Origin of the sequence: Sporolactobacillus shoreicorticis (assembly GCF_024125445.1) — a bacterium.
GTDB lineage: Bacteria > Bacillota > Bacilli > Bacillales > Sporolactobacillaceae > Sporolactobacillus > Sporolactobacillus shoreicorticis.
In genome coordinates this window covers 115671-140104 of record NZ_JAMXWM010000008.1, presented here as the reverse complement: position 1 = coordinate 140104, position 24434 = coordinate 115671, and the positions used below count along the sequence as shown (strand labels likewise).

20 protein-coding genes and 1 riboswitch are annotated in these 24434 nt (G+C 42.0%); of the genes, 19 read left to right on the top strand and 1 reads right to left on the bottom strand.

Annotated elements, in window-relative coordinates:
* Positions 1–214 precede the first annotated feature (214 nt).
* The 17 genes from tkt (at position 215) to NIE88_RS08980 (ending at position 21149) form a co-directional block, all read left to right on the top strand.
* Positions 215–2224, top strand: coding sequence for a transketolase (gene tkt, locus NIE88_RS09060; RefSeq protein WP_253061364.1), 2010 nt, complete (start codon positions 215–217; stop codon positions 2222–2224).
* Between the two features lie 361 nt (positions 2225–2585).
* A complete protein-coding gene (locus NIE88_RS09055; RefSeq protein ID WP_253061362.1) occupies positions 2586–3020 on the top strand; it encodes a hypothetical protein in 435 nt (144 codons plus the stop codon).
* Between the two features lie 35 nt (positions 3021–3055).
* Positions 3056–3158, top strand: a riboswitch (purine riboswitch).
* Positions 3159–3308: 150 nt separating this feature from the next.
* On the top strand, positions 3309–3872 hold the full coding sequence (locus NIE88_RS09050) for a phosphoribosyltransferase family protein (RefSeq protein WP_253061360.1): 564 nt from the start codon (positions 3309–3311) through the stop codon (positions 3870–3872).
* An 18-nt stretch (positions 3873–3890) separates the two neighbouring features.
* Positions 3891–5564, top strand: coding sequence for an ABC transporter ATP-binding protein (locus NIE88_RS09045; RefSeq protein ID WP_253061358.1), 1674 nt, complete (start codon positions 3891–3893; stop codon positions 5562–5564).
* A complete protein-coding gene (locus tag NIE88_RS09040; protein ID WP_253061356.1) occupies positions 5557–6372 on the top strand; it encodes an energy-coupling factor transporter transmembrane component T family protein in 816 nt (271 codons plus the stop codon). The genes NIE88_RS09045 and NIE88_RS09040 overlap by 8 nt, the downstream gene beginning before the upstream one ends.
* A gap of 86 nt (positions 6373–6458) precedes the next feature.
* Positions 6459–7238, top strand: coding sequence for a creatininase family protein (locus NIE88_RS09035; protein ID WP_253061354.1), 780 nt, complete (start codon positions 6459–6461; stop codon positions 7236–7238).
* Positions 7239–7252: 14 nt separating this feature from the next.
* Positions 7253–7822: an aminotriazole resistance protein gene (locus tag NIE88_RS09030; protein WP_253061352.1), complete on the top strand. Its 570-nt coding sequence runs from the start codon at positions 7253–7255 to the stop codon at positions 7820–7822.
* Positions 7823–8096: 274 nt separating this feature from the next.
* Positions 8097–14153 carry a DNRLRE domain-containing protein gene (locus NIE88_RS09025; RefSeq protein WP_253061350.1) on the top strand — a complete coding sequence of 2019 codons (6057 nt, stop codon included), beginning with the start codon at positions 8097–8099 and terminating at the stop codon, positions 14151–14153.
* Between the two features lie 51 nt (positions 14154–14204).
* Positions 14205–15053, top strand: coding sequence for an ankyrin repeat domain-containing protein (locus NIE88_RS09020; protein ID WP_253061348.1), 849 nt, complete (start codon positions 14205–14207; stop codon positions 15051–15053).
* Between the two features lie 163 nt (positions 15054–15216).
* Entirely contained in the window at positions 15217–15687 is a 471-nt protein-coding gene (locus NIE88_RS09015; protein WP_253061346.1) for a hypothetical protein, read from the top strand.
* Positions 15688–15705: 18 nt separating this feature from the next.
* Complete coding sequence (locus tag NIE88_RS09010; protein ID WP_253061344.1) at positions 15706–16920, top strand: RHS repeat domain-containing protein; 1215 nt, start codon at positions 15706–15708, stop codon at positions 16918–16920.
* Between the two features lie 152 nt (positions 16921–17072).
* Positions 17073–17549 (top strand): DUF5063 domain-containing protein, encoded by a 477-nt coding sequence (locus NIE88_RS09005; protein ID WP_253061342.1) that lies wholly within the window; start codon positions 17073–17075, stop codon positions 17547–17549.
* Positions 17550–18467: 918 nt separating this feature from the next.
* On the top strand, positions 18468–19049 hold the full coding sequence (locus tag NIE88_RS09000; RefSeq protein ID WP_253061340.1) for an RHS repeat-associated core domain-containing protein: 582 nt from the start codon (positions 18468–18470) through the stop codon (positions 19047–19049).
* 93 nt (positions 19050–19142) lie between these two features.
* Positions 19143–19574: a hypothetical protein gene (locus NIE88_RS08995; RefSeq protein ID WP_253061338.1), complete on the top strand. Its 432-nt coding sequence runs from the start codon at positions 19143–19145 to the stop codon at positions 19572–19574.
* A 222-nt stretch (positions 19575–19796) separates the two neighbouring features.
* Positions 19797–20030, top strand: a complete 234-nt coding sequence (locus NIE88_RS08990) for a hypothetical protein (protein ID WP_253061336.1) — start codon at positions 19797–19799, stop codon at positions 20028–20030.
* A gap of 530 nt (positions 20031–20560) precedes the next feature.
* Positions 20561–20758: a hypothetical protein gene (locus NIE88_RS08985; RefSeq protein ID WP_253061334.1), complete on the top strand. Its 198-nt coding sequence runs from the start codon at positions 20561–20563 to the stop codon at positions 20756–20758.
* Between the two features lie 40 nt (positions 20759–20798).
* Positions 20799–21149, top strand: a complete 351-nt coding sequence (locus tag NIE88_RS08980) for an ABC transporter (RefSeq protein WP_253061332.1) — start codon at positions 20799–20801, stop codon at positions 21147–21149.
* Between the two features lie 731 nt (positions 21150–21880).
* On the opposite strand, the gene NIE88_RS08975 is transcribed toward NIE88_RS08980, so the two are convergent.
* Complete coding sequence (locus NIE88_RS08975; protein ID WP_253061330.1) at positions 21881–23089, bottom strand: glycoside hydrolase family 68 protein; 1209 nt, start codon at positions 23087–23089, stop codon at positions 21881–21883.
* Positions 23090–23436: 347 nt separating this feature from the next.
* Between NIE88_RS08975 and NIE88_RS08970 the strand changes: the two genes are divergently transcribed.
* Positions 23437–23769 (top strand): PadR family transcriptional regulator, encoded by a 333-nt coding sequence (locus NIE88_RS08970; RefSeq protein ID WP_253061328.1) that lies wholly within the window; start codon positions 23437–23439, stop codon positions 23767–23769.
* Positions 23762–24319, top strand: coding sequence for a DUF2812 domain-containing protein (locus tag NIE88_RS08965; protein ID WP_253061326.1), 558 nt, complete (start codon positions 23762–23764; stop codon positions 24317–24319). The genes NIE88_RS08970 and NIE88_RS08965 overlap by 8 nt, the downstream gene beginning before the upstream one ends.
* Positions 24320–24434 lie beyond the last annotated feature (115 nt).

Below are 24434 nucleotides of genomic sequence, written 5' to 3'. Positions count from 1 at the left end.
AGATCGGCTCGGAGTAGACATTATCACGTGCACGCCGGCAATTATTGAAAAACTGAAAAAGGTAGGAAAGCCGTTGGAACAGGTGTCTCTGGACACGGTTAAAACATTTAACAAAGATATTCAATCATTGGGATATACCCTTTTGGACAACACAAGGATTAATCATTAATTAAGTATTTTAATCTGCTGAACTTTTATTGAAGGAAGTGTGCTCATGAAGCAGTCACTAGAACAACTGTCAATCAATACAATTCGTACTTTATCTATAGATGCAATTGAAAAAGCTAATTCTGGGCATCCCGGATTACCTATGGGTGCGGCGCCAATGGCTTATACACTCTGGGCGAAGGTGATGCGTCACAATTCTGAAGATCCGAACTGGTTTGATCGCGACCGCTTTGTACTGTCTGCAGGACATGGATCGATGCTTCTTTATAGTTTGCTTCATCTTTTTGGCTACGGTCTCACTATTGAGGATTTAAAACAATTCAGACAGTGGCACAGTCTAACGCCCGGACATCCGGAATACGGTCATACAGCAGGAGTTGAAGCAACGACCGGGCCGCTCGGTCAAGGAATTGCCATGGCTGTTGGTATGGCTATGGCTGAGACGCATTTAGCTGCGAAGTACAATAAAGACGCATTTGATATCGTCAATCACTATACGTACGCGTTATGCGGCGATGGTGACTTGATGGAGGGAATAACCGGTGAAGCAGCATCACTAGCCGGTCATCTGAAACTAGGAAAACTAATCGTTTTGTATGATTCCAATGATATATCGCTAGATGGGAATTTAACGATGTCTTTTTCCGAAAATGTGCGTGATCGATTTAAAGCATACGGATGGCAAACCTTTTTCGTTAACGATGGGAATTGTGTTGATGAAATTGAAAACGCTTTGAATACTGCAAAACGTGACAAATCCAGACCAACGCTTATTGAAGTCAAAACAACCATTGGTTTTGGTGCACCTCATGTTCAAGGTACGAATAAAGTACATGGTAATCCCTTAGGCGAAGAAGAACTTTTTGAAACAAAAAGGAATTATGAATGGGATCACGAGCCATTCTTTGTTCCTGAAGAAGTAAAACAGCATTTTATAGCATTAGCTGAAAAAGGGAAAAAAGAACAGAAATTGTGGAAAGAAAAATATGAGAACTATAAAAAAGAAAACAGGGATTTAGCGAAAGAATTGCAAGCGGCTGTACATGGTAACCTGCCGATCAGTTATGATGCCAAACTTCCAGAGTATGAAGTTGGAACTAAGAAAGCGACACGTCAGACTTCTGGAGAAATAATTAATGTGTTATCCGAAAGAATACCGCAATTGTTCGGTGGAGCAGCGGATCTATCTTCTTCGACAAAGACAAATATGAACAAAAAGGGTGATTTTACCTCAGACAATTATAGTGGACAAAATATTTGGTTCGGTGTCCGTGAATTCGGGATGACTGCTGCAGTTAACGGAATGGCTTTGCACGGCGGCATTATTCCATTCTGTTCAACATTTTTCACCTTTTCCGATTATGCTAAACCTGCCATTCGACTTGCTGCGTTAATGGGGATACCTTCCATATTTGTTTATACACATGATAGCATCGCAGTCGGAGAAGACGGACCAACCCATGAACCAATTGAACAGCTTGCGGGTTTGCGGTCGATTCCTAATCTTACGGTGATCCGTCCCGCCGATGGGAATGAGGTCCGTGAGGCATGGAAAATAGCTGTTGAAAGTCAGCATCGCCCAACTGTTCTTGTACTGACACGCCAAAGTGTGGAAACTGTTCCTAGAGAATTGTCCAGAGCAAAAGAGGGAGTAAGACGTGGCGCTTATATCGTTTCTGATTCACCAGGGCGTGATCAAGGAGTGTTAATTGCTACCGGATCAGAAGTAGCATTGGCAGTTAAGGCCCAAGAACTTCTTAATGAAAGAGATATATCTGTGCGCGTAGTGAGCATGCCATCGTGGGAATTATTTCTACAACAGCCCAAATCGTATCAACAGAAGATCATACCACCCAACATAGCAGCGCGTGTCAGTATTGAAATGGCATCTTCCACAGGATGGAGAAGATTTACCGGTGACAAAGGCACAGTCATTGCTATAGATTGTTTTGGATCTTCTGCACCAAGTGAGCGTCTATTAAATGAGTATCAGTTTACTGCTGAGCATGTTGCAGAAGCAATGGAGGCATTACGTCAGCACTTGGCACATATCTGAAAATCATGCTTTTTCGAAGAATCAATCCGGCAATTATGGGCTTGGATTGGTTCTTTAGTTTTACTTGGAAATGGAAGAAGAAAATGAACATAAAGCCTAAAAAAACATAGCATATCGAAAATTTTTTTTAAAATGATATCATCGATACGAATTCAGCAGGTGGGAAGTATCTGATTAAATTATCGAAATTGTAGAAGTGTGGGATGAAAGAATGGCTGATTATATTGTTCGTCATCTTGATGAGTTAATACCTAAAATATAGTAGGCAAGTGACGAGAAAAAATTCTTCTTTATTGCATAAAGAGCGGTGTGAATTGCCATCCTAAACCTGATTAAACTTTGTCTGGATGGTGATTGAATCATGGAAACGGTTACGGATTTTTTGGGGAAATTGGAGTATCTCGATCGATTTAATAATCGGCAGAAATTGTGGCTGCATGCAATGGTGTCCTTTATGCGCGGTGCATTTCCAAATTGGGATGAGACGACTTTTTGCCGGATGCCTGCCTATCGATGGCACCAAAAATACATAGCTTTCTCTGCAACGAAGGATTATTTTTCCTTCTATACGAATGATATGGCACAAATACTTTATCTTAAAAAACAGTTGGTAAGTGCGTTATTCGGAAAACGCTGTGTTCGCGTATCACTTGATCGCACAGAAGAACTGCCGGCTTTCTTTGAGGCATGCCGGGGGGTGGCGCACTGGGAGCGGCAGGACAACTTGCACGCAGTTAGAGCAAAAACAGTTAATCGTTCGAATAATGATTCTATTGCTAAAAGATTATTACAGTGATATAATTTTTATTATGAAAGATGTCGAAAAAAGTTGAATTACATATAATGTGAAACCATATAAGTCTGCAAATAAGGTGCAGAAGTCTCTACGCGGCAACCGTAAATTGCCTGCACTATGGTGTTCTTGTTCCGTCTCAGCCTGATTGGGCATTGTGTGCATTGTTATGGCATGATTGCTTCTTTTTGTCATGGTGAACAGAACTTGTCGCAAGGCAGAGGACACCCGTTCCCTGCTTTTTTCTATTTTGACAGCACTTTTAAATCTGAAAGAAACCAGGTGAGCCGAATGGATGAATTTATTCTCAAGGTCGCGGGAGTTGAACGAAAACTGCCGGTTGTCCGAATCGCGGATAATATAAAGATTGCGAGTTTTGTTATTTTAGGGGATACGGAGCTTGTTTCCGCATCTGCCGCCGCGCTGAAGGAACGTATACCTGAAGCGGACTATTTCATCACGGCCGAAGCAAAGGGAATTCCGCTGATCCATGAACTATCACGGATTTGTGGCAAGAAGCGCTATTTTGTTGCTCGAAAAAGCATCAAACCCTATATGAGTGATCCGTTTGTTACTGAAGTTTATTCAATTACGACTCAGAGAAAACAGCTCCTCTGCATTGAAAAAGAAGAGAGCGAAATGATCAAAGGCAAACGCATTATGATTGTGGACGATGTGATCAGCACCGGTGAATCGGTACGTGCACTGGAAAAATTGATTAAGCGAGCCGGAGGTACATTGGTTGGCAAGGCAGCGATTCTCGCCGAGGGTGAGGATGCCATGAAACGTGATGATATTATCTATCTGGAAGAACTGCCATTATTCCCTATTGATCCGTCCGATGCAATCCAATAAAGCGGGGAGTCCATAACCTTGAGCTTCAAAATTGACAATATCAGCTATAAATATAGTGCGGATACACCGCAGATTTTAAAAAATATTAATATGGAAATCAGAGAAGCTGAGGTTACGGCGATTGTCGGTCCAAGCGGATGCGGCAAATCAACGCTTGTCAGCATTCTCAGCGGAGTGATTCCAACCTTGATGAACAAAGGCGAACTGTCGGGTTCCTTTCAGGCAGGCGAAGAAGTCATAATCTCTGTAGTCAGTCAGACACCTGAGAATCAGCTGTTTGGTTACGGTGTTGAAGATGCGCTTGCTTTTGGTGTGGAGAACATGGGGCTTGCTAGCGGCGAGATTCATGAACGCGTCGAATCCGTTCTTGATTTGCTGCATATTCAGCATTTGCGAAAGCGTGCTGTGTCGACACTTTCCGGAGGACAGAGACAGGCGGTATGCATTGCATCTGTTCTCGCTATGCGTCCTGATTTGGTCATTATGGATGAACCGGTCAGCTCGCTGGACCCGCAGGGCAAGCATTTGATTCAGTCAGTGCTTAATCAGCTGCGCAGTGCGGGGCAAACCACTGTTATTATTGATAACAATCTGGATTGGTTTTCCGAAATTGTCGATCATGTTGTCGGTATCGACAGCGGCGAAGTGGTTTTTGATGGGAGCAGGGATGAATTCTTTGCCGAGTTTGATATTCAGCAGCGGCTCGGCGTCATCATTCCTCAAGAGGTTGAGATCTATCGCGAGCTTTCAAGAAAAGTGGAAGAATTGCAGCCTTTTTCCACATTAGATGAAGCATACGATGCGCTCCATGGTCGGCTTAGTGGGTCTGAGACGGCAGTTGCTTTGAATTCATCTGAGGAGCAGGCAGAAAATGTGCTTGAAGTAACGGATCTCAGCAAGAGCTTCCAAGACGGGTTCCAGGCCCTGAAACATATTGATGCCGGATTTTCAAAAGGGAAGATCATTTCCATACTCGGTCAGAATGGTTCCGGTAAAACGACTTTGGTAAAACATTTGAACGGGCTTTATCAGCCAACCGAGGGTGCGGTGACGTATCAGGGTGCGGAAACGAAGGGGAAATCGGTAGCTGAAATCAGTCGTGATGTGATTTTAGTCTTTCAACATCCGGAGCATATGCTTTTTGAAGAAAATGTCTACCGAGAATTGACTTTTTGCGCGCGGGCTCAAGGTGTTTCATTCAGTGAAGAAGAAGCGCTCGCGGTCCTTGAAAAATATGATCTGTTAAAAAATAAAGATGAGCTTCCGGTCAATCTGTCCATGGGCAAGAAGCATTTATTGACCATTTTATCCGTTCTCTTTTCAAGTGCTGAAGTGATCATTCTCGATGAGCCGACCTTGGGTATGGATCTGCACTTGAGGAATCATTTGGAAGGCATTATCAGGCATCTAAAGGAGAAAGGAAAGACGGTCATCCTGATCAGTCATGAGATTCCGCTTGTGTTTAAACTATCTGACGAGCTTTTGGTTCTCGATCACGCGGAGAAACTTAAAGAAGGCAGTGTGCAGCAGTTGGCGGATGACGAAGCATTGTTCGAGAACATTCACATTGACTTGCCGCCGGTGGTTCAATTGTCCAAAAAACTTGGAATTGCGCCCCTTGCATGTGATGTGCAAAGCTTTACGGATGCTGTCGCCGAATCCTTGAAAATCGGAGGTGCGCGCAATGGGTGATTTTTTGCAATATGTGGAACTGGATTCATTTTTGCACCGACTTGATCCGAGGACAAAATTTGTCTTTTTCATTATTATGTCTGTTTTAACTTCTTTTGTGAAAAGCGGCGTCGCGCTTCTGTTCCTTTTTCTCGTCTTTTTGGCGATCTGGCTGATTGGCCGCATTGGTAACTATATGCTCGTGCTCCTGAATAAAGTCAAGGTGCTGCTGCTTTTCATTTTTCTGCTGTGGCTTGTGCTCGGTGCATTCACAATCAATGAGGGGCCGACGATTTATCGGACAGCATTTTCAGTGATTGGTAATCATTATGTCTTCAGTCTGGAATGGGTTGACTTTTATAAGGGTGCCGTATACGCCTTGCGCATTTTCCTAATGATTTCGGCATTTTATACCGTGATCTTAACGACAAATTTCAGCCAGATTATTCTTGGCCTGCAATCATGGCGGGTACCCTATGCCGCTGCTTTTGGTGTTGGACTCGTATTTCAAATCATTCCGATGATCGTCCAAGAGTTTGCGACGATTATGGAAGCGCAGAAGTCACGCGGGCTTGAAGTGGATAAATGCAGTGCGTTTGCGAAGATGAAAAATTACGTGATTGTCTCTTTGCCGCTGCTGTTCCGAGTGCTCAGCAAAGGTCACGCCATCTCGCTTGCCATGCATTATTATAAATTAAATTTTAAAGTGAAGCGTACCTCCTACAAAATGATCAAAGCGACGTATTCCGATGCACTTTTCGCATCCGTAACGCTTGTTGCCAGCGTCGTGACAATCATCTTGCAGATCAATTATTATATTCAAATTTAGTCAGGAAATGGTTTTCTCTTCCTTGACTGTAGCTGATGATATTTGAAGATTGTGAATTTAGCACAAAGGACAGGGGGATTCATGCAATGATTTCAAAATGGGAAAACTTAACGAGAGATGAGATCGCGGCTATTGACAAGGATTCGGCGATTGTGTTTCTGCCGACAGCGGCGACTGAACAGCATGGTCCGCATCTGCCGGTTGGGACAGACGCTATTATTTTGTCCAAGCTCATTGACCATTTTATTGAGACACAGGAATTCGATGAAGGTTCGCTGCTTTTTGCTCCGCTGCTGAATGTCGGCAAGAGCAATGAACATATGGGCTTTGCCGGCACACTCACCTACGGCACGCAGACTTATTATGCGGTGCTGCACGATATTGCCGGCGCCATCGCCAAAAGTGGATTTAAGAAGCTCGTGCTTTTTAACAGCCATGGCGGGAATACGGACATGCTCAATATGATCAGCCGCGACCTGAGAATTGATTTCGGCATGGAGGTCTTTGTCTTTGATTGGTGGTTCACCTCATTCTGGGACAAGGGACTCAAGGGCTTGAAGCAGTCCGGGAAATACGGCGTTTTCCATGCTTGCGAGCTGGAAACCTCACTGATGCTGCACGCGGCACCGGAAACAGTGCACATGGAGCTTGCAGTCGATGAAGATCCGATTGAAGCCCTACGCGACAACGATTTCGTGACCTTGTTCGGCCCTTACAATGCTGGCTGGAAAACAAGCGATGTTACCAAAAGCGGCGTGATTGGCGCGCCGACCTATGCAACTGCTGAAAAAGGCAAAAGGCTGTTTGACTATGCGGTCAAAGAGCTTAAAGATATATTATCTGCTTTTGCAAAAACAAATTATTGAGGAGGCGTTACGTAGTGAAAAACTTCACCGTCAAGTTCACCTTTGTCAACATCATTTTCTTTGTTATCTTCGGTGTGTTTACCGGCGTGCTTTGGGCTTACGGCAGTCCGATTCCGCTGATTCCGGGTGCCGTTCATTTCAGAACTTTTGCGTTTATTATTCCTGCTATTGGATTCCTTTTCGGCCCGGTTTCCGGATTTTTTGCCGGTTACATCGGTACATTGGTTTGGTCACTGCTCGGCGGCTATTTCATCGCGCCGCACACATTGATTGCCGATGGAATCACCGTCGCGCTCAGCGCCGCGCTTCCTGCTTATGTCATGACACGGAAAAAGTCGCTTGACGAACTGCTCGTGAACAAGACATCGTTTATTTGGAAATCATTGTTCTGGTCACTGTTGTTCGGCTGCCTCATGATTCTTGCAACCAGCCTTTCACTTTCATTCTTCACGGGCCTTGGCTACTGGTACTGCGTCGTATGGATCGGTATCGCAGACGTTGTGCCGATCGCGCTGACACCATTCGTGGTTGTTCTGCTTGCGCCAAGACTCAAACGAATTCAGACGATTATTCCGCGAATCTGACGTTCATCAGTTCAGGACCATCTCATACTAGGTGTGGGGTGGTTTTTTTTATGCCAATTTTTCATACATTTTTGTTTGAAAATGGTTGAACAGAGTCTCTTCACGGTAGTGAAAATCTTCTTTGCGCGAATTTTGTCGAAAAGTATCAATGTGTTGATTATGTAAAATCTATTGTGCTCCTATTTATTTCTCCCATATAATCAATCTAGTTCAAATGAATTTATAGATGATAGATCTGAAGGTCAGAACCTTTGGATCAACAGGGGGAAAATGAATGTTTTTCACACAATTGAAAAAATGGCTATGTACACTGCTCTGCGCGGCACTAATCATCAGTCTCTTACCCAGTGTGGCTTCTGCAGACAGTGCAGGAAGCCAAAAAGAAAAGGTGGATCAGTCTGCTTCTGCTAGTTCCAATCAGACAAAAAAAGAATTGGTTTCGGAGCGCGATGCCTATTCAAAGACTTTTGTTGACAGCAAGGGACAACGAACGAAAGAAATTTATGCGACACCGATTCACCATAAAAAGAGTGGAAAATGGGAGAAGATTTCAAATGATTTGGTTCAATCTGCAGACAGGAACGAACTGCAGACTGATTCTACATCGCTGAAGGCCGTTTTCCCGAAGGTATTTAATGAAAATAAAGCCATTACCTATCGTTATGGAAAATACAGCCTTTCCTTCTCGCAATTAAAAGCCTCTGACGGGGAACATACGTACACGGCAAACAAATCCGTTCGAACAAAAAATGAAAACAATCAGATCATCTATCAAAATATTTTTTCGTCTATTGATCTGCGTCATATTACACTCGACAACGAGGTCAAAGAAGATTGGATTATCAATCAGTATTCAGGAATTAATCAGTTCCAGTACAAAGTTACAACCGATTCAGTAGCACAGATTGAAAAGGACGGATCCATTGGTTTTTATAAAGATGAGAAGAAGGAAGATAAAGTATTCGAACTTCCTCGTCCGGTGATGGAGGATTCAGCTATTGATCCGGGACTTGGCAGCGGTGCCCGATCAGATGATGTCCATTATACATTAGAAAAAGCGGATCAAGGTTATCTTATTCATGTTATCGCCAGTAAAGACTGGCTGGAATCCAAAGACCGAGTTTATCCAGTCTATATTGATCCTTCTGTAAGCATTGATATATTGGGAGATACGTTTATTTCAAGTGCGTATCCAACAACCAATTACAATAAAGAATGGGACTCTGTCCAAGGCGAGTATGTGCTAAAAGTCGGTAAATATGACAGCACAACCGGAACGAACTATGCGTACATGAAATTCGAAGTCGTCGGCGATTTAAAGGGGGCCATTATTGATTCGGCATCACTGAACACCTATGTGACGCATTCTTATTACGCGACGCAAAAAACAGGCATCTGGGTGGATCGGGTCACCACAGGTCCATGGTATGTCAATGACTTGATATGGAATAATCGACCTAAATCTACCAGTCTGTCCAGTACCTCCGTTGCCCGTGATCAATGGGCTTCATTTAATGTGAAAAGTGCCGTTCAGGGCTGGGTTAATGGGGACTACCCGAACTATGGTTTCCGCATTCATGAGAACGGAAATGGGCAAACCTATTGGAAGAAGCTAACGGCGGCAGAAAGTGCAAATAAAGCCAAACTCGTCATTTCCTATCATTATCCAATGATGAAAAATCCGTCAGTAACAGCTGCTCAGGATGGGGCAGGCACCGGGTATACAAAGGTCAGCTGGCCGAGTGTGAGTGGCGCGTCCTCGTACAGTCTGCAGATGTTTGATGGTAAGGGATTTGAAACCGTCTATACCGGTTCGGCGACGAGCTGGAGTTCTCAAGGAAAGAAGCTCTTTCCCAAAACGCCTTATTCGAGTAGTTCAACCTATAAACTGGATGGATCAGGAACCGAGTTGGCGCTAAATCCGAGTGCCTTTTATTCGGCTAAAAGCGGCACCTCCACCACGCGAAAGGAGTATGGCTTTCGCGTGGTTGCCAATTATCCAAGCGGCGGCAGTCCGGTTTCTTCAGAGGTCAAAGCGACAATTCCAGCAACCACAGTTGAAACTCCGGATTTACCTACCGTTCAAGCATCGGCGTACCCAGATTCAGACACTTCCAATACGGACCGTGGCTGGCTTGATCTTTCTTGGAAGCCGGTGCCGAACGCAACCAGCTATAAAGTATTGGTGTATAACGGAAAAAGCTCTGAAGAGTTTGATGTAGGCAAGGTGACCAGCTGGTCGACTAAGGGCAAAAAAATATGGCCGACCGCGAGTGAAATTTCCAGTGGCCGTTATACGTTGCATCATGATCAACAAGGGGCTGAACTCCCAATTGAACCCAATCCCGTGTATCAAAACGCGGCGAAAGACGGAGGCAGTTATACATCTTACCATCGCTATTCCATACGGATCAAAGCCGTTAACGGATCCACGTCGTCCTCAGCTTCTGACTCCCAATACGGCTATATTCCGCTTGATAAGCCCACCAATGTCACCATGCAGGGGAACTTAACGGATCCTGTCACTAATAAAGGGGCTCTGTCGGTTCAATGGTCGCAAGTTACGGGTGCAGGTGGCTACAAGGTCGAGATTTGGGATGGGAAAGACTTTCATTCCTATGATGCAGGAAAAACAACGAACTGGAATTCGGACGGGATCTCTTTATTTACCAATGTCACCGATCTGCCGATGGATCCTTCAAAGCAGTACGCGCTGATTGGCGCTCCGCAATGGCTCATTGATAAGAAAGCGTATCAGGTTCATGTTCGCGCCTATCGCTATAACGAAGATACGGCCCCCTCAAGTGAAACAGAAAAAATGACGGGTGAACGCGGGCTAAGTGCAGCGACCGCCAATCAATATTGCAGCATCACGAAGCATGAGGAGCTGTGGGGACTGGAAGACTATTTCACGTATGACAAACATGAATTGGGTAATGCGACTGCATCTTTCAATGTGACTGCGGGTAATTTTGCATTGCAGGCGGACGACCAATCACTGTTTACAATCAGTCCGCTTGAGTTTACGTTCACTCGGATCTATAATTCACGATCAAATAAAACGTCCGCCTTGGGTTATGGTTGGATTTTTTCAGGAAATGAGCGCCTGACCAAAAAAGATACGAGTGACACGCCCACCATTTATTATGATGATGAAGATGGAACGAGACATGCATTCTTTTACGATGTGGAACATCATACTTATCTCTCACCTAAGGGCAAGTATTTGACGCTCACTCAGGAATCGGTTGGTGGAGCGGCGGGCTATCGACTTAAGGATTCGGATGGTTTTTCTAAATTATTTGAACAGGATCCGACGCAAGCGACTCAATTTCGATTATCTGCATATCAGGATGCCCATCAGAATGAAATTCGCTTTACGTATAATGCGTCGAATCAACTGACCCAAATTACGGAAGTGGATCACTCGGGCACACCAGTCCGTTATCCGATTGACTTAACCTATAACGATCAGGGGAAGATCAGCAAGGCGGCCTTCAAAGATCGGAGCGTAGACTATCACTACGATGGCGATCAACTCGTGCAATCCACAACGCACGCCAGCGGGACAAGCCGCACCTTAGTGAACAGCTATGACTATGATGAAGAGGGGCGCCTGACTCAGTTTACCGACAGTAAGGGAAACGAGGATACGATCAGCTATGGAGAGCATGAGCTGTCGATTCTTGAACCACAAAAGTCCGGAGCTGAATCCGTTTCTACGACCTATCATTATGATGATGGGAACAATAGCTATGAGGTCAGTGATACGACGGGACGAACGACAACCTATCAGCGGGACGTTGATCACGATACCTACGCAGTGGCGCATACAGAAAATGCAGACGGAACGACATCCAAAGTCAATTATGACGATAATTACAATACTCTTAATGAAACCGATGAAAACGGAAAGACGGCAACCCATACGTATGACAGCCGCGGGAATACGTTGAGTGATACTGACAAGGATGGAAAGACGACCACTTATCGGTATGATGATCAAAATCACGTCATCGAGAAAACCGATCCCGATGGCACAAAAACAACCAATCAGTATACCGGTGACAATTTGACGCAGACTCAGATCGGCGAAGAGATCACTAAGTACGCCTATGATGAATATGGACGCCAGACAAAGGTCACCTATCCAAATCAGACCTACAGCACAACCGACTTTCAAGACGGCAGCCTAAAAGAAATTGAGACGGATGCCAAGGGGAATACCACAACAACCGCGTATAATGATTACGGCCAGACGATTCGTGAGACGGACGCTGATGGGCGGACAACACAGTACACCTATGATCCGCTGAATGCAGACCTTAAGACGTCGGTAACCGACGGCAACGGCAATAAAACAAGTTATACCTATGACGATAACGGCAACATGACGTCGCTGACTAATGCAAAGGGAAAGACCAAAACCTATACGTACAACGGCAACAATCAACTTCTGACGACGGAATTGCCGATTAACGGAACCACCGTAATGAAAACGTCGAACGCCTACGACGCAAATGGGAATCTCGCGAAAGAAACCTTGAATTCCGGGATTACGACGCAATATGATTACGATGAAGTCAATCAGGTGACGAAAGCCACGGTTCAAAAAGCAGGACAAAATGTCTTGGGATGGTCGAATACGTACGATGATGCAGGTAACCTAACCGGGCGCACTTATACGAATCTAACCACGAACACCCCATTGGTGACAAAGAAATGGGCCTATACCCCTGAAGGACTGCTGACCAATTATATTCAGGGGAGTTTCCAAACTACGAATAGCTACGATGCCAATAGTCAGCTGACGAAACAGAACGTGTCGATGACGGAGAGCACGCAGCCTTTAAATGTGGATCAGTCGTTTGCTTATACGCCGGAAGGGAAAGTGGACAATGTCAAAGTCGCTGAATCCGATGGAGACGACCTGCTTCAGCTCGCGTATACCTACGATCTGACGCATAATAAGACAGCCATCAATCTAAATAACGGGCTTTTCACCAACAGCTATGTTTTTGACGAGGCCAATCATTTAACCGGATTATCGTATACAAAGGACTCCGACAACTCACCAGCCCTGAACGTTGCCTACAGTTATGATCATTCAGGGAACATCACCAAGGCCTCAGACTCGGATGGGGATTCAACGTACACGTATGACGGGAATAGTCAGCTGACAAAAGAGGTTCTTCCGGATGGAACCACGAATACGTATACGTACGATAGCGTGGGTAATCGAACAGCCAGTCTGGTCAATGGAGCAGCCGCTACGTTTACTTACAATGACGCCAATCAGATTCTGACGAAGAATGGCACTGCGTTTCGCTATGATGCCGATGGCAATCTGACTCAGGATGATCAATTTAACTATGAGTACGATGCGATGGGAAATCAGACAAAAGTTTCGAAGCTCGATGGAACTGAAGTCGCGCGGTATGAATATGACGAAAATGGTCTTCGTACCAAAAAAATCATGGGTGATCAGACTAACGAATATTATTATGATAGTGATAGCAACCATCTCATCCTGAGACTATCAAAAAAGGGAAATGAGCTTCAATCTTATCACTATTACCAATGGGATCCGAACGGTCATGTTGTGGGGATGGTGGTTAAGGATAAGGACTCATCCGGAAATTGGAAGACGACACCCTATTATTTCCTGACGAATCAACGTGGCGATGTGGTTCAAATAGTCAACAAGTCTGGCGATCAAGTGGGGTCGTACACGTATGATGCCTATGGAAACATCCTCAGTGAAGACGGAGCCATTGCAAAAGATAATGAGGTTCGTTATGCCAGCTACACCTATGATTCAGAAACACAGCATTATTATTTACAGGCACGATACTATGACCCTCAGAATGGCAACTTTTTATCCATGGATCCAGATCCGGGGGATGATGGGAATACACTGTCCCAAAACGGGTATACGTATGCGGAAAACAATCCGATGACCCATGTGGACCCAGATGGAAATTTTGCTTGGGCGTTGATCTATTTTATTCCTGTCATCGGCGAATACGCTGCCGCAGCAACATTAATTGGTTTAGGCGCGTATGCGGTCGGTTACGGGGTATGGCATCTCACGAGAGCAGCAAAGCACTACTACCTGAATGCAAGAAAAGTAAGAAGTGAGAAGAAAACAGCAATAAGAAGCCATTCCATATCAAAGAAGAAGGCCAAGTGGAAGGCTAAAAGAGCTGGTGATAACAAGGAACCTAGACATGATCCTTGGGGTAAACATGGACCACACTATCACCCTAACGTACCGAAAAAAGATCCAAGGTATCACGATCATTATTATTATCCGAAATCGAGAAGGTAATCGGTTATGACAATTAATCCTATAACATCCTTATAAAGGAGGATACGTTTCTTGGAAAAAAATGATTTGTTTGACTCAGCCGCAAATGGAAACCTCAACGAAGTAAAAAGTATACTTGAACAAGGTGTGGATATCAATCAAAAAGATGAGGATGGTTACACAGCCTTGCATTGGGCAGCACAGGAAGGTTATACAAATTTGGTAGCATTTTTATTGCAAAATGATGCGAATATAAATGCTCGGGACATAGATGGTATCACACCTCTTGAAATAGCGAGTATATATGGCCGAGCTGAAATTGTTAAATTATTAATTTCGTGTGGATGTGACCTTAAAATAAATCGTGAAGGATTTACAGCGATGCATGCTGCGGCTTCACATGGAAGTTATGAGGTATTAAAACTACTACTTAAGAGCGGGTCAAAAGTAAATCAACAAGATCGGTACGGTTATTCTCCTCTTCTTTGGGCTGTGCAAGAAAACTATTTAAATTGTGTGGAACTATTAGTCGACTTCGGTGCAGATGTTAATATACAAAGTAATGATGGTGAGTCTCCTCTTTATGTGGCTGCAAGTGAAGGATATGTGGATATTGTTGACTATCTTGTTTCTCATCATGCGGATATTAATATTAAATGTGAAGGCTCGGATCAAACTACTCCATTAATTATCGCTAGTGTATATGATCGCCCGGAGGTAGTGAAACGATTAGTTGATCGGGGTGCAGACTTAGAAGTGAGAGATGAGTATGGACAAACGGCCTTGTTCTGGGCAGCGCATTATAAAAATGTGGAAGTTGTAAAAATCTTATTAGAGAGTGGAGCAAACACTCAAATCATCAACCGTTCAGGAAAGAGATTGAAAAGGTTGTTAAGAAAATTAAAGCAAGATGAACATTGATAATGATCTAGAATCAATTGTTCTCAAGATCAATTTTTACGGACGTTTATAAAGTGATTGAATGCAGACACTTTACAGACGTTCTTTTTTTGAACATGTTTGGAGATAGGGCTGATAAATGATAACCTTATTGATAATAATTAAAATGAAGTGAGGAAAAATTATGTTGTTTTACACATATGAATTAAGTACTTTAGACGTTTATGACTATATGAATCATGAATATTACACCATTGAAACAGACATATTCAATTTATTACAAACGTTAGTCAGTGAGTTCTCATTATATCAATATTGGATTTCAAAATCAGGTAAAGGTCTAAACGATATAATCATAGATCTGCCTGTTCAGTCAAAGAAAAATGCAAGGAAAAAAGAAAAAATTTTTATTGGGAAAATGAATGATTTTATTTACTATAAAAATGAAATTGTTGCTTTTGATCAATTAATCGGAATAAGCAAGGAAGCGAACTTTGATGAAACATTCACTAATAAAATTTTTAATAAAGAAAACTTTAAGTGTGATTTATTAAAGACTGTGGATCTTCAAATTGAAATCACAGACTCTGCATCAATTAAGATTACTTCTGCTCACGCTAAAGTGATAAGGGATGTAGTTCGATCAATGTCATAGTTATTGTTAAGATATGGTTTGATTCTAAATAAAGGGCTTTTCACCAACAGCTATGTCTATGATGAGGCCAATCATTTAACCGGATTATCGTATACAAAGGACTCCGACAACTCACTGGCACTGAACGATACCTACAGCTATGACCATTCCGGGAACATCACCAAGGCTTCAGATTCGGATGGGGATTCAACGTACACGTATGATGGAAACAGTCAGCTAACGAAAGAGGTTCTTCCGGATGGAACGACGAATACGTATACGTACGATAGCGTTGGCAATCGGACAGCCAGTCAGGTCAATGGAAAAGCCGCTACGTTTACTTGCAATGACGCCAATCAGATTCTGATGAAGAACGGCACAGCCTTTAGCTACGATGCCGATGGCAATCTGACTCAGAATGATCAATTTAACTATGAGTACGATGCGATGGGAAATCAGACAAAAGTTTCGAAGCTCGATGGAACTGAAGTCGCGCGGTATGAATATGACGAAAATGGTCTTCGTACCAAAAAAATCATGGGTGATCAGACTAACGAATATTATTATGATAGTGATAGCAACAATCTCATCCTGAGACTATCAAAAAAGGGAAATGAGCTTCAATCTTATCACTATTACCAATGGGATCCGAACGGTCATGTCGTCGGAATGGTCGTTAAAGACAAGGACTTCTCCGGCAATTGGAAAACGACGCCTTACTATTTTCTGACGGATCAGCGCGGCGATGTGGTTCAAATAGTCAACAAGTCTGGCGATCAAGTGGGTTCCTACACGTATGATGCCTATGGAAACATCCTCAGTGAAGGCGGAGCCATTGCAAAAGATAATGAGGTTCGTTATGCCAGCTACACCTATGATTCAGAAACGCAGCATTATTATTTACAGGCACGATACTATGACCCTCAGAATGGCAACTTGTTATCCATGGATCCAGATCCGGGTGATGATGATGACACATTATCTCAAAATGGGTACACCTATGCGGAAAATAATCCGATGACCCATGTGGATCCTGGTGGGAATTTTGCATTGGCAGCGATAATCTTTATTCCAGTGGTGGGTGAATATGTTGCGGCAGGAGTATTAATTGCTGCCGGTGCTTATTTAACCGGTTATGGAGTTTGGCATCTTACAAAAAAAGCTAAATCAATAATCATGAGGGCGCAGAATAATAAACAAAAGAGCAAAAAAATTGAGAGCTTGGAGAAAAATGTAGAAAAAGATAAACGATGAATTAAAAAAAATCCTAAGTCTGGAGCTGTTAAACATTGGAAACATGAAATCAGGGTATGGGAAAGTGAAATTGCTCGGATAAAGAAAAGATTAAAGTGATATATGAATAATTTTTCTGTTTAATACTCATGTTTTCAGGAGGATATAGAAATATGGAAGATAAGGCCAACTCGTTTTACAAAACAGCTGAGACTTTTTGTAATTTTGTAGATTTACTTGAAGAATATAATTCAGACAGTGTTTATGAAGAGCTATTGAAAAAACTTTTGTCTATATATCGAGAAGGACTTTATTTGCCTCAAGTTGACTCCGACACTGACATTAAGTATCCTGAAAGCCGTGAAATTTCATGTCCGAAAATTAATATAATGAAATATGATACTTATTGGGAAGTTTTTAATTCCTATCATTTCAAAAAACCGATACAGGGAAGTTTAATCGATGATATTAAAAATATTTATATGGAATTAAAAAAAGGTGAGTACTATTATCAACTGCAGCAATTTTCAGAAGCAATATGGCAATGGAAATTTGGTTTTGAAACACATTGGGGATTACATGCAATTGAGGCAATTAGAGCTTTACATTCGTTAATCTTTATAGAGTTATATTTAAAGGATGAAATGTAAAGGATTCCTTGAAACTCTTTTTAGAATTGATGAGACAGATAAATTGAATGTACTATAATATAATCCTGAACAATGAAAAGTCTTAGGCTGCTAAGAAATCAGTAATTCGTCCGTACTTCGGGTGTTTTCTGCTTTTCCTGAATTATTTATGGTAGGTTAACTGCCAGTTTCGGCAAATTGCTGAAAAATCACCGATCAGATGCATCCGAGCCATTATTTTTATAAACAGAAAGATTATCAGAATGCGATATGGAATTGGAAGTTTAGTTCCGGAATCGGGGATGACATGTAATTGATGCTTTACGTGCTTACACTCTATAGTACACAGAGAAATTGATAATGACTAATTAAATTGAAATTTAAGAGATTGCCTCATAGACTTTTGAGACAATCTTTGTTTATAACTACGATGTGGCTAATCATTTAATCGGTTTATCCGGTTTATCGTATATGAAAGGCTCTGACAGCTCGCCGGCATTGAACTTTGCATACAGCTATGACCATTCAGAGAACATCACCAAAATTTCAGATCCAGATGGAGACACCTCTGCGTTTACTTATAATGACGCCAATCAGATTCTGACCAAGAAATGGCAGCGCGCTTAGCTATGACGCCGATGGCAATCTGATTCAGGACGATTAATTTAAAGATGAGTATGACGCACTTGGCAATCAGACAAAAGTTTCGAAACTCGACGGAACGGAAGCTGCACGGTATGCCTACGACGAAAATGGGCTTCGTACCCAAAAGATCCTAGGTGATCAGACCAACGAATACGATTATGATAGTGACAGCAACCATCTCATCCTTGAAATCACGAAAAAGGGAAATGAGCTTCAATCGTATCACTATTACCAATGGGATCCGAACGGCCATGTTGTTGGCATGGTTGTTAAAGATAAGGACTTCTCCGGAAATTGAAAGACGACACCCTATTATTTTCTGACAAATCAACGCGGCGATGTCGTTCAAATTGTCAATCAATCGGCGACAAAGTGGGTGCCTACACGTATGATGCGTATGGCAACATCCTCAGCGAAGATGGCGCCATCGCCAAAGACAATGCGGTACGTTATGCCAGCTACACCTATGATTCAGAAACGGAGCATTATTATTTACAGGCTCGTTACTATGATCCTCAGAATGGAAACTTTCTAGCGATGGATCCGGATTCGGGCGATGATGGGAATACACTGTCCCAAAACGGGTATACGTATGCGGAAAACAATCCGATGACCCATGTGGACCCAGATGGAAATTTTGCCTGGTTGGCCGCTGTTTGTTTTATTCCCGTAATTGGTGAGTATGTTGCAGCAGGAACTTTAATAGCTGCGGGCGCATATTTAGCCGGTTATGGTGTTTGGCACCTTTCAAGAAAGATAAAGGAAAAAATCTCTTCTAAAACAAGAAGTAAAGAGAGAATTGGAAGAAGATATGTATTTAATACTAGAAAGAAGGCGCTAGAGGCTGTTAAAAGAAAGGCCAAAAAAGGAATATGAGCAGATAGAAATCAAAAAGGAAGGAAGAGGCACACTATCATCCGGATGATAGTCATGATCATTATTTCTTCCCTAAGAGGAGATGGTGATCAAATGGATATTGAACACGAAAAAAAAATTGTTAAAAACTTTTTTAGGAGAGAACTAAGGCAAAGGTTATTTTATGAATTAACAATTCCCAATAAAAGAAGTAAAATATTTGGAAGGTTGGCTAACGACCCCAATGGAGTCATTGACTCAAAATACTTACATCCAATTCCGCTAAAGGGAGACAATGATTGTTCATATATATTAAAAAAACTTATTGAAAAAGGAGCTTTAGCGAACCAAGCGGCTTATATTATGTGCAACCTGTCCCCGTTTGATGGGGAATATATCTCTCTAAAAAAAGCTGTAGAGGAAATGGTATACAAAGGAGAACCACTCATTATCTCTTGTATACCGGGAAAACTTGCATATTTCGAAGGTGAGGAGGGATTTGGTCCTCCACCAAGATATATTTTGGAACGTAAACAACCCATTTAATGGTTTAATTATAGGAGGTGGATTTTTGAAAAGGACCATTACATTAAATTTACATTATTTGTTACAATTCTTGAAAAGTATAGATGATGCACAGTATGAGATGTATTCAGTTTTAAAACAAAAAAAAATTTTAAGATGCCCCATACTAAAAGTGATGAATATGATGAAATTCACTCGAACGGGTTTGCAACGATATTTCTTGAATCAATGGATTGTAAAAATATGGATATGCAATGTTTTATAGCTCATTCACTGGGTATGCCTGAGTATGATGTAGACGATCCATCCAATTATGATTATATAGATTTAATATTTTTAGCTTATTATAACGATGAAATAGATGAAGATGAATTAATAAAAGCTATAGAGATCAATGCAAAAGATCCAAATTTTAAACAGAATCCTCAATTCATAAAGGCAATCGGTGGGTGGGAAAATTTAAATTTGCCAGATTAAAATTCTCCATTTTAGTTTATGAAGTAGCAAAATGAAAAGATTACATGATTAAAAATCAAGAATATAGAATAAAAAGGTCAAGACTCATTTTGTCTTGATCTTCTTTATGATAGTTGAATTTTGCATTAATTTTACATTGTTATCTATTTTTGATATAAAGCCTTTTTCTGAACGGGTTGGATGGACTCTTCCTCCGTTTCATTATTAGTTTTTGGTGAAATGGTATCCATAAGTAATCAAGTAAGAACATTATGCCAGCTACACCTATGATTCAGAAACGCAGCATTATTATTTACAGGCGCGATACTACGTCCCTCAGAACGGGAACTTTTTAGCGATGGATCCATATCCGGGGGGATGATGATGACGTATTATCTCAAAATGGGTACACCTTTGCCCAAAATAATCCTACTATGCTTATTGATCCAAAAGGCCATAACGCCATTTCAGCCTTATTAAAACTGTTGATGAAATCGTTTAGCAGATCAACTGGCAGGACTGCAGCAAGAAATTTGGTGGAGAAGTTAGCCATGAAAGAAGTAAAATCAAATCCATTAAAGGGAGCACGGCAAGTTGTATCATCTTCAAAAATGAATGATAAACGTTGGCCAGGTAAAAAGGGGTGGGTAAAAATGCAACGAGTGGTTAAGACTACTAAAGGTAAGATTATCATCCACTTTAACTATAATAAGAAAACAAAAAAATTTGCTGATTTTAAATATAAATGATTTTTAACGTTACTAAATAAAAAATTAAAGGAATGAGACTATGGTTGTTAAAGAATTACTAGACATTTATGACGATTGGCAATCAAAATTAGAAAAGAATGAGTGGTATTTCAGTGACGCATTTGATCATATTACAAAAAATATGACGTCTTACGAAGCTTTTTCATATATACCCAATGTTGTTAATGCACTATTAGAATTACGAGATGAGACATTGATATGGGAAACACTTGATCTATTAGGTGAACTATACACCATTTCAGATACTACGGAAGTACATCCTGTTTTGAATGCAAAGTGGTCATTACTGGAAAATCACATACGTCATTATAAAGAGGCATATGCAACACCCTTTCAGGAACTTAAGCGGATGTTAAGAAAAAAAAGTTAATAGTTTATTAGTGATCGGTTTATGAAAGCATCCCTTCTAACCGTTTAGCATATGTGTTGCATATTCATCTAAAAAACTAAAAAAAGCTAGACTGTTCAGTGAAGAATATTTTAAAAATGTGATGGTGAAAGAAAATAAATAAAATTGCAAAGACGATTAAAATGTTAGTCTTTGCATTGATTTAAAATTAAATGAATTTTATTAAGTTGTCAGTCTACCATGTTGGCGGCTTTCCTTTTATTGTTTAAATCATTAAATAGACTTAACATATTTATAATAGCTGAAAAGGGATTATAAAACTGAGAAATCACCGAAGATTACTTACAGGCTCGTTACTATAATCCAAACGGGGTTGGTGAGCCACTTCCTCGCTTAATTTGAGTAAAATGAAGCGAATATCTTATGGGGCAGACTCATATGGTGACCAATGGTTTTCTGGTCTTTAAAAGGTGTTTAGCGTTACCGGAAATAATCTAATCCGTGCGCAGTCAAAAAAAACTTTGCCAAGCCTCTGGAAAGCAAAGTCGACGTTGCAACGTAACGAAATCATCATCATTCTGCTGATGATGGTCAAATGATTGTCGAATACACAAAATAAAGCAAGCGGAATCTGGTTTAGATACCACTCGTTTTTTTGAGTTGCTTCATAACCTCATTTGGCGCAAAGTCATTTTTTCTCTGCGCTCAAATACCATGAAAGATATTTATTGAGATGTTTTCAAATAAGTGATTCATAGAGATCCTGCTGGATTAAATGTCCCGAGAATTTGCCCGACTCGGGTACTTGCCCCGTTTATCAGCAGTTCAATTACAGGTCCGGCAGATTTGATCTTCTGAATACCGCCGGATGAATCTGATGAGAAGTTGGCATAACTGACCTCAGCAAAGCGTCCGTTCTCAGCCGGAATAACAAGCCATGAATAGACATACTGCTCGTTATTTTCCTGTCCCACATATGGATCTCCCGGTGATTTTTGTGAAATGACCAGCCCTGTTTTATTAAGCGGGACATAGGGACCAAAGAGTTCGCTGGACACAAAACCAATCATAAAATCTCGGTTGACCAAATCGTTGCTGTCAACAGTCATCTTATTTCCATGGGTTACGGCAAACAAGTAATACAGATCATCACGAACAATGACATTGATCCGCTCAATTTCGTCTGTAACTAGATTAGAGGTGAGTATCGGCGGCAGAAAATCTGCTTTCGTCCGTTTGTCGCTCAATTTCAGCACGCCGACACAGCCGTTTGCCTTAAGATCATCCGCTGATGGCTGGTAGCCATCTGGGAAAGCGCCAATGAATTGATCACGAATGGTTCCCTCTGCATGTAAGGCTTCTCCGGTGTTGGCTTCGAACAAGAGATATTCTGATCCGTCTGCGGGGTCTTTGAAATAATGCGAATCACGGAATGTAAAGTTATTGACCTGATCGCTTCCGAGATCAGCGCGATGCTGTACGGGAAAACGTTGTTCTTGGCGCGAGGCTTGCGCTACGCTCTGATATAAATAGCCGTCCGGCTCGATCAAAAGTTCATGATAAGTCGGGTCAAGCAACTGAAGTTTGTCATTGTTTGCGGAAATCGGAACTTTTGCGGTTGCAAATCGTTGATTGGTTTGGTAAATCTCGATTTCCGGATCCTGATACGAAGAGGCAATAGTATAGAAGAACTGCAAGTAGCCGTCATCAGTGAAAATTGTTGATCCCGACCATTCCTGAGTATCGTCAATTAATCGCTCAGTAAATACATAGCCTCCCGGTGCCCAGCTGTTCTCATCTTTTTTTGAATAGAAGTACATCACTCGTGCCTGGCTCAGGTCTCCAATCGGTGCACCGAGGGCAATAAGAACGTTGTAGCCATTTACGTCGGCCGTTTTTCCTTCTTCATCCACAACGAGCCAGTTGTCCCAAATATCGCGTTCAGGATCAAGCGACTTCACCTTACTGACATCAAATGTTAGAAAGTGCTACTATTGTAGCCCATCGAGGATGCGTCTTCACGAGTCCAGCTGGTTACCTGCCAGTTCGACGGTACATTTGGTTGATCAAAAAACATAAAATCGAGCTCCTTTTTTCAATAAATTCGCAGATGCTCTTATTCGTCTACTTTGATACCTTATGAAAAAAGTAATTGGGACGAGTAAGCGAACAGCATGATTGAAGAAAAAAGCAACTCTTGTACGCGCCTTTTTATACACGAAGGGAATTGACAGTTATATCGTCTGCCGATATAATTTGTATATCGATAGACGATATATCTGAATACGATATAAAGGAGGTGCTTCCATTGTCGGAAAGTAATGAACGAGGTGCGTTGACGGAAGCCGTCTTTTATATTCTGTTATCCCTCTATAAACCACTGCATGGCTATGGAATCATGCAAAAGGTGAAAGAGATGAGTTCGGAACGTGTTGATCTAGGTGCGGGAACACTCTACGGCGCGATCAACACACTCCTCCAAAAGGAGTGGATCGAGCCGCATCCCACAAGCAAATCATCACGGAAAAAAGAGTATGTGATTACAGGGCACGGCAGAGAAGCCGTTCGGACAGAATTGGATCGATTAAGGGAGCTGCTCACAAATGGAGCAAAAATAGCATGGGGTGATCCGGATGAATAAAGTTGTCTATCGAATGTTCTGGGATTATGAACGTGAGGAGGAGTGGCTGAATCAGATGGCGGCTCACCGATGGGCACTGACCCGCTACTTTTGGGCGCGCTATGAATTTGAACCGTGCCAGTCGGGTGAATACATCTATCGGATTGAGCTTCTGGAAAAAAGTAAAAAGGATCGCAAAAGTGGGGAGTACCTGCAGCTTTTAAAGGAAACAGGTATTATGCCAATTGCTTTTTACATGAATTGGGTCTATTTGCGGAAGCCAGCAGATCGCGGACCGTTTCAACTCTATACGGATCTTGATTCGAGAATCGCGCATTATCGGCGGATAAAAAATATGTGGTATGCCATTATTTTGGCTGAACTTGCAGCTGCAGGGATTAATTTCTATATTGGCTTAACGGATCTTCTCTATGAAACCCGCTTATCGGGATGGATAAATTTTGCTGTCGGTGTACTGCTTTTGATTGGGGGCGGCATGCTGTTTCTGTATAATCGCCGGTTGGAGCGAAAAATAAAGCAATTGGAAGACGAACACCTGGTTCACGAATAAAGATCAACACACTTCTTCAAAAAGAGTGGATCGGGCCGCATCCCACAAGCGCGTCATCACGAAAAAAAGAGTATGTAATTACAAAGTTCGGCAGAGAAGCCGTTCGGACAGAATT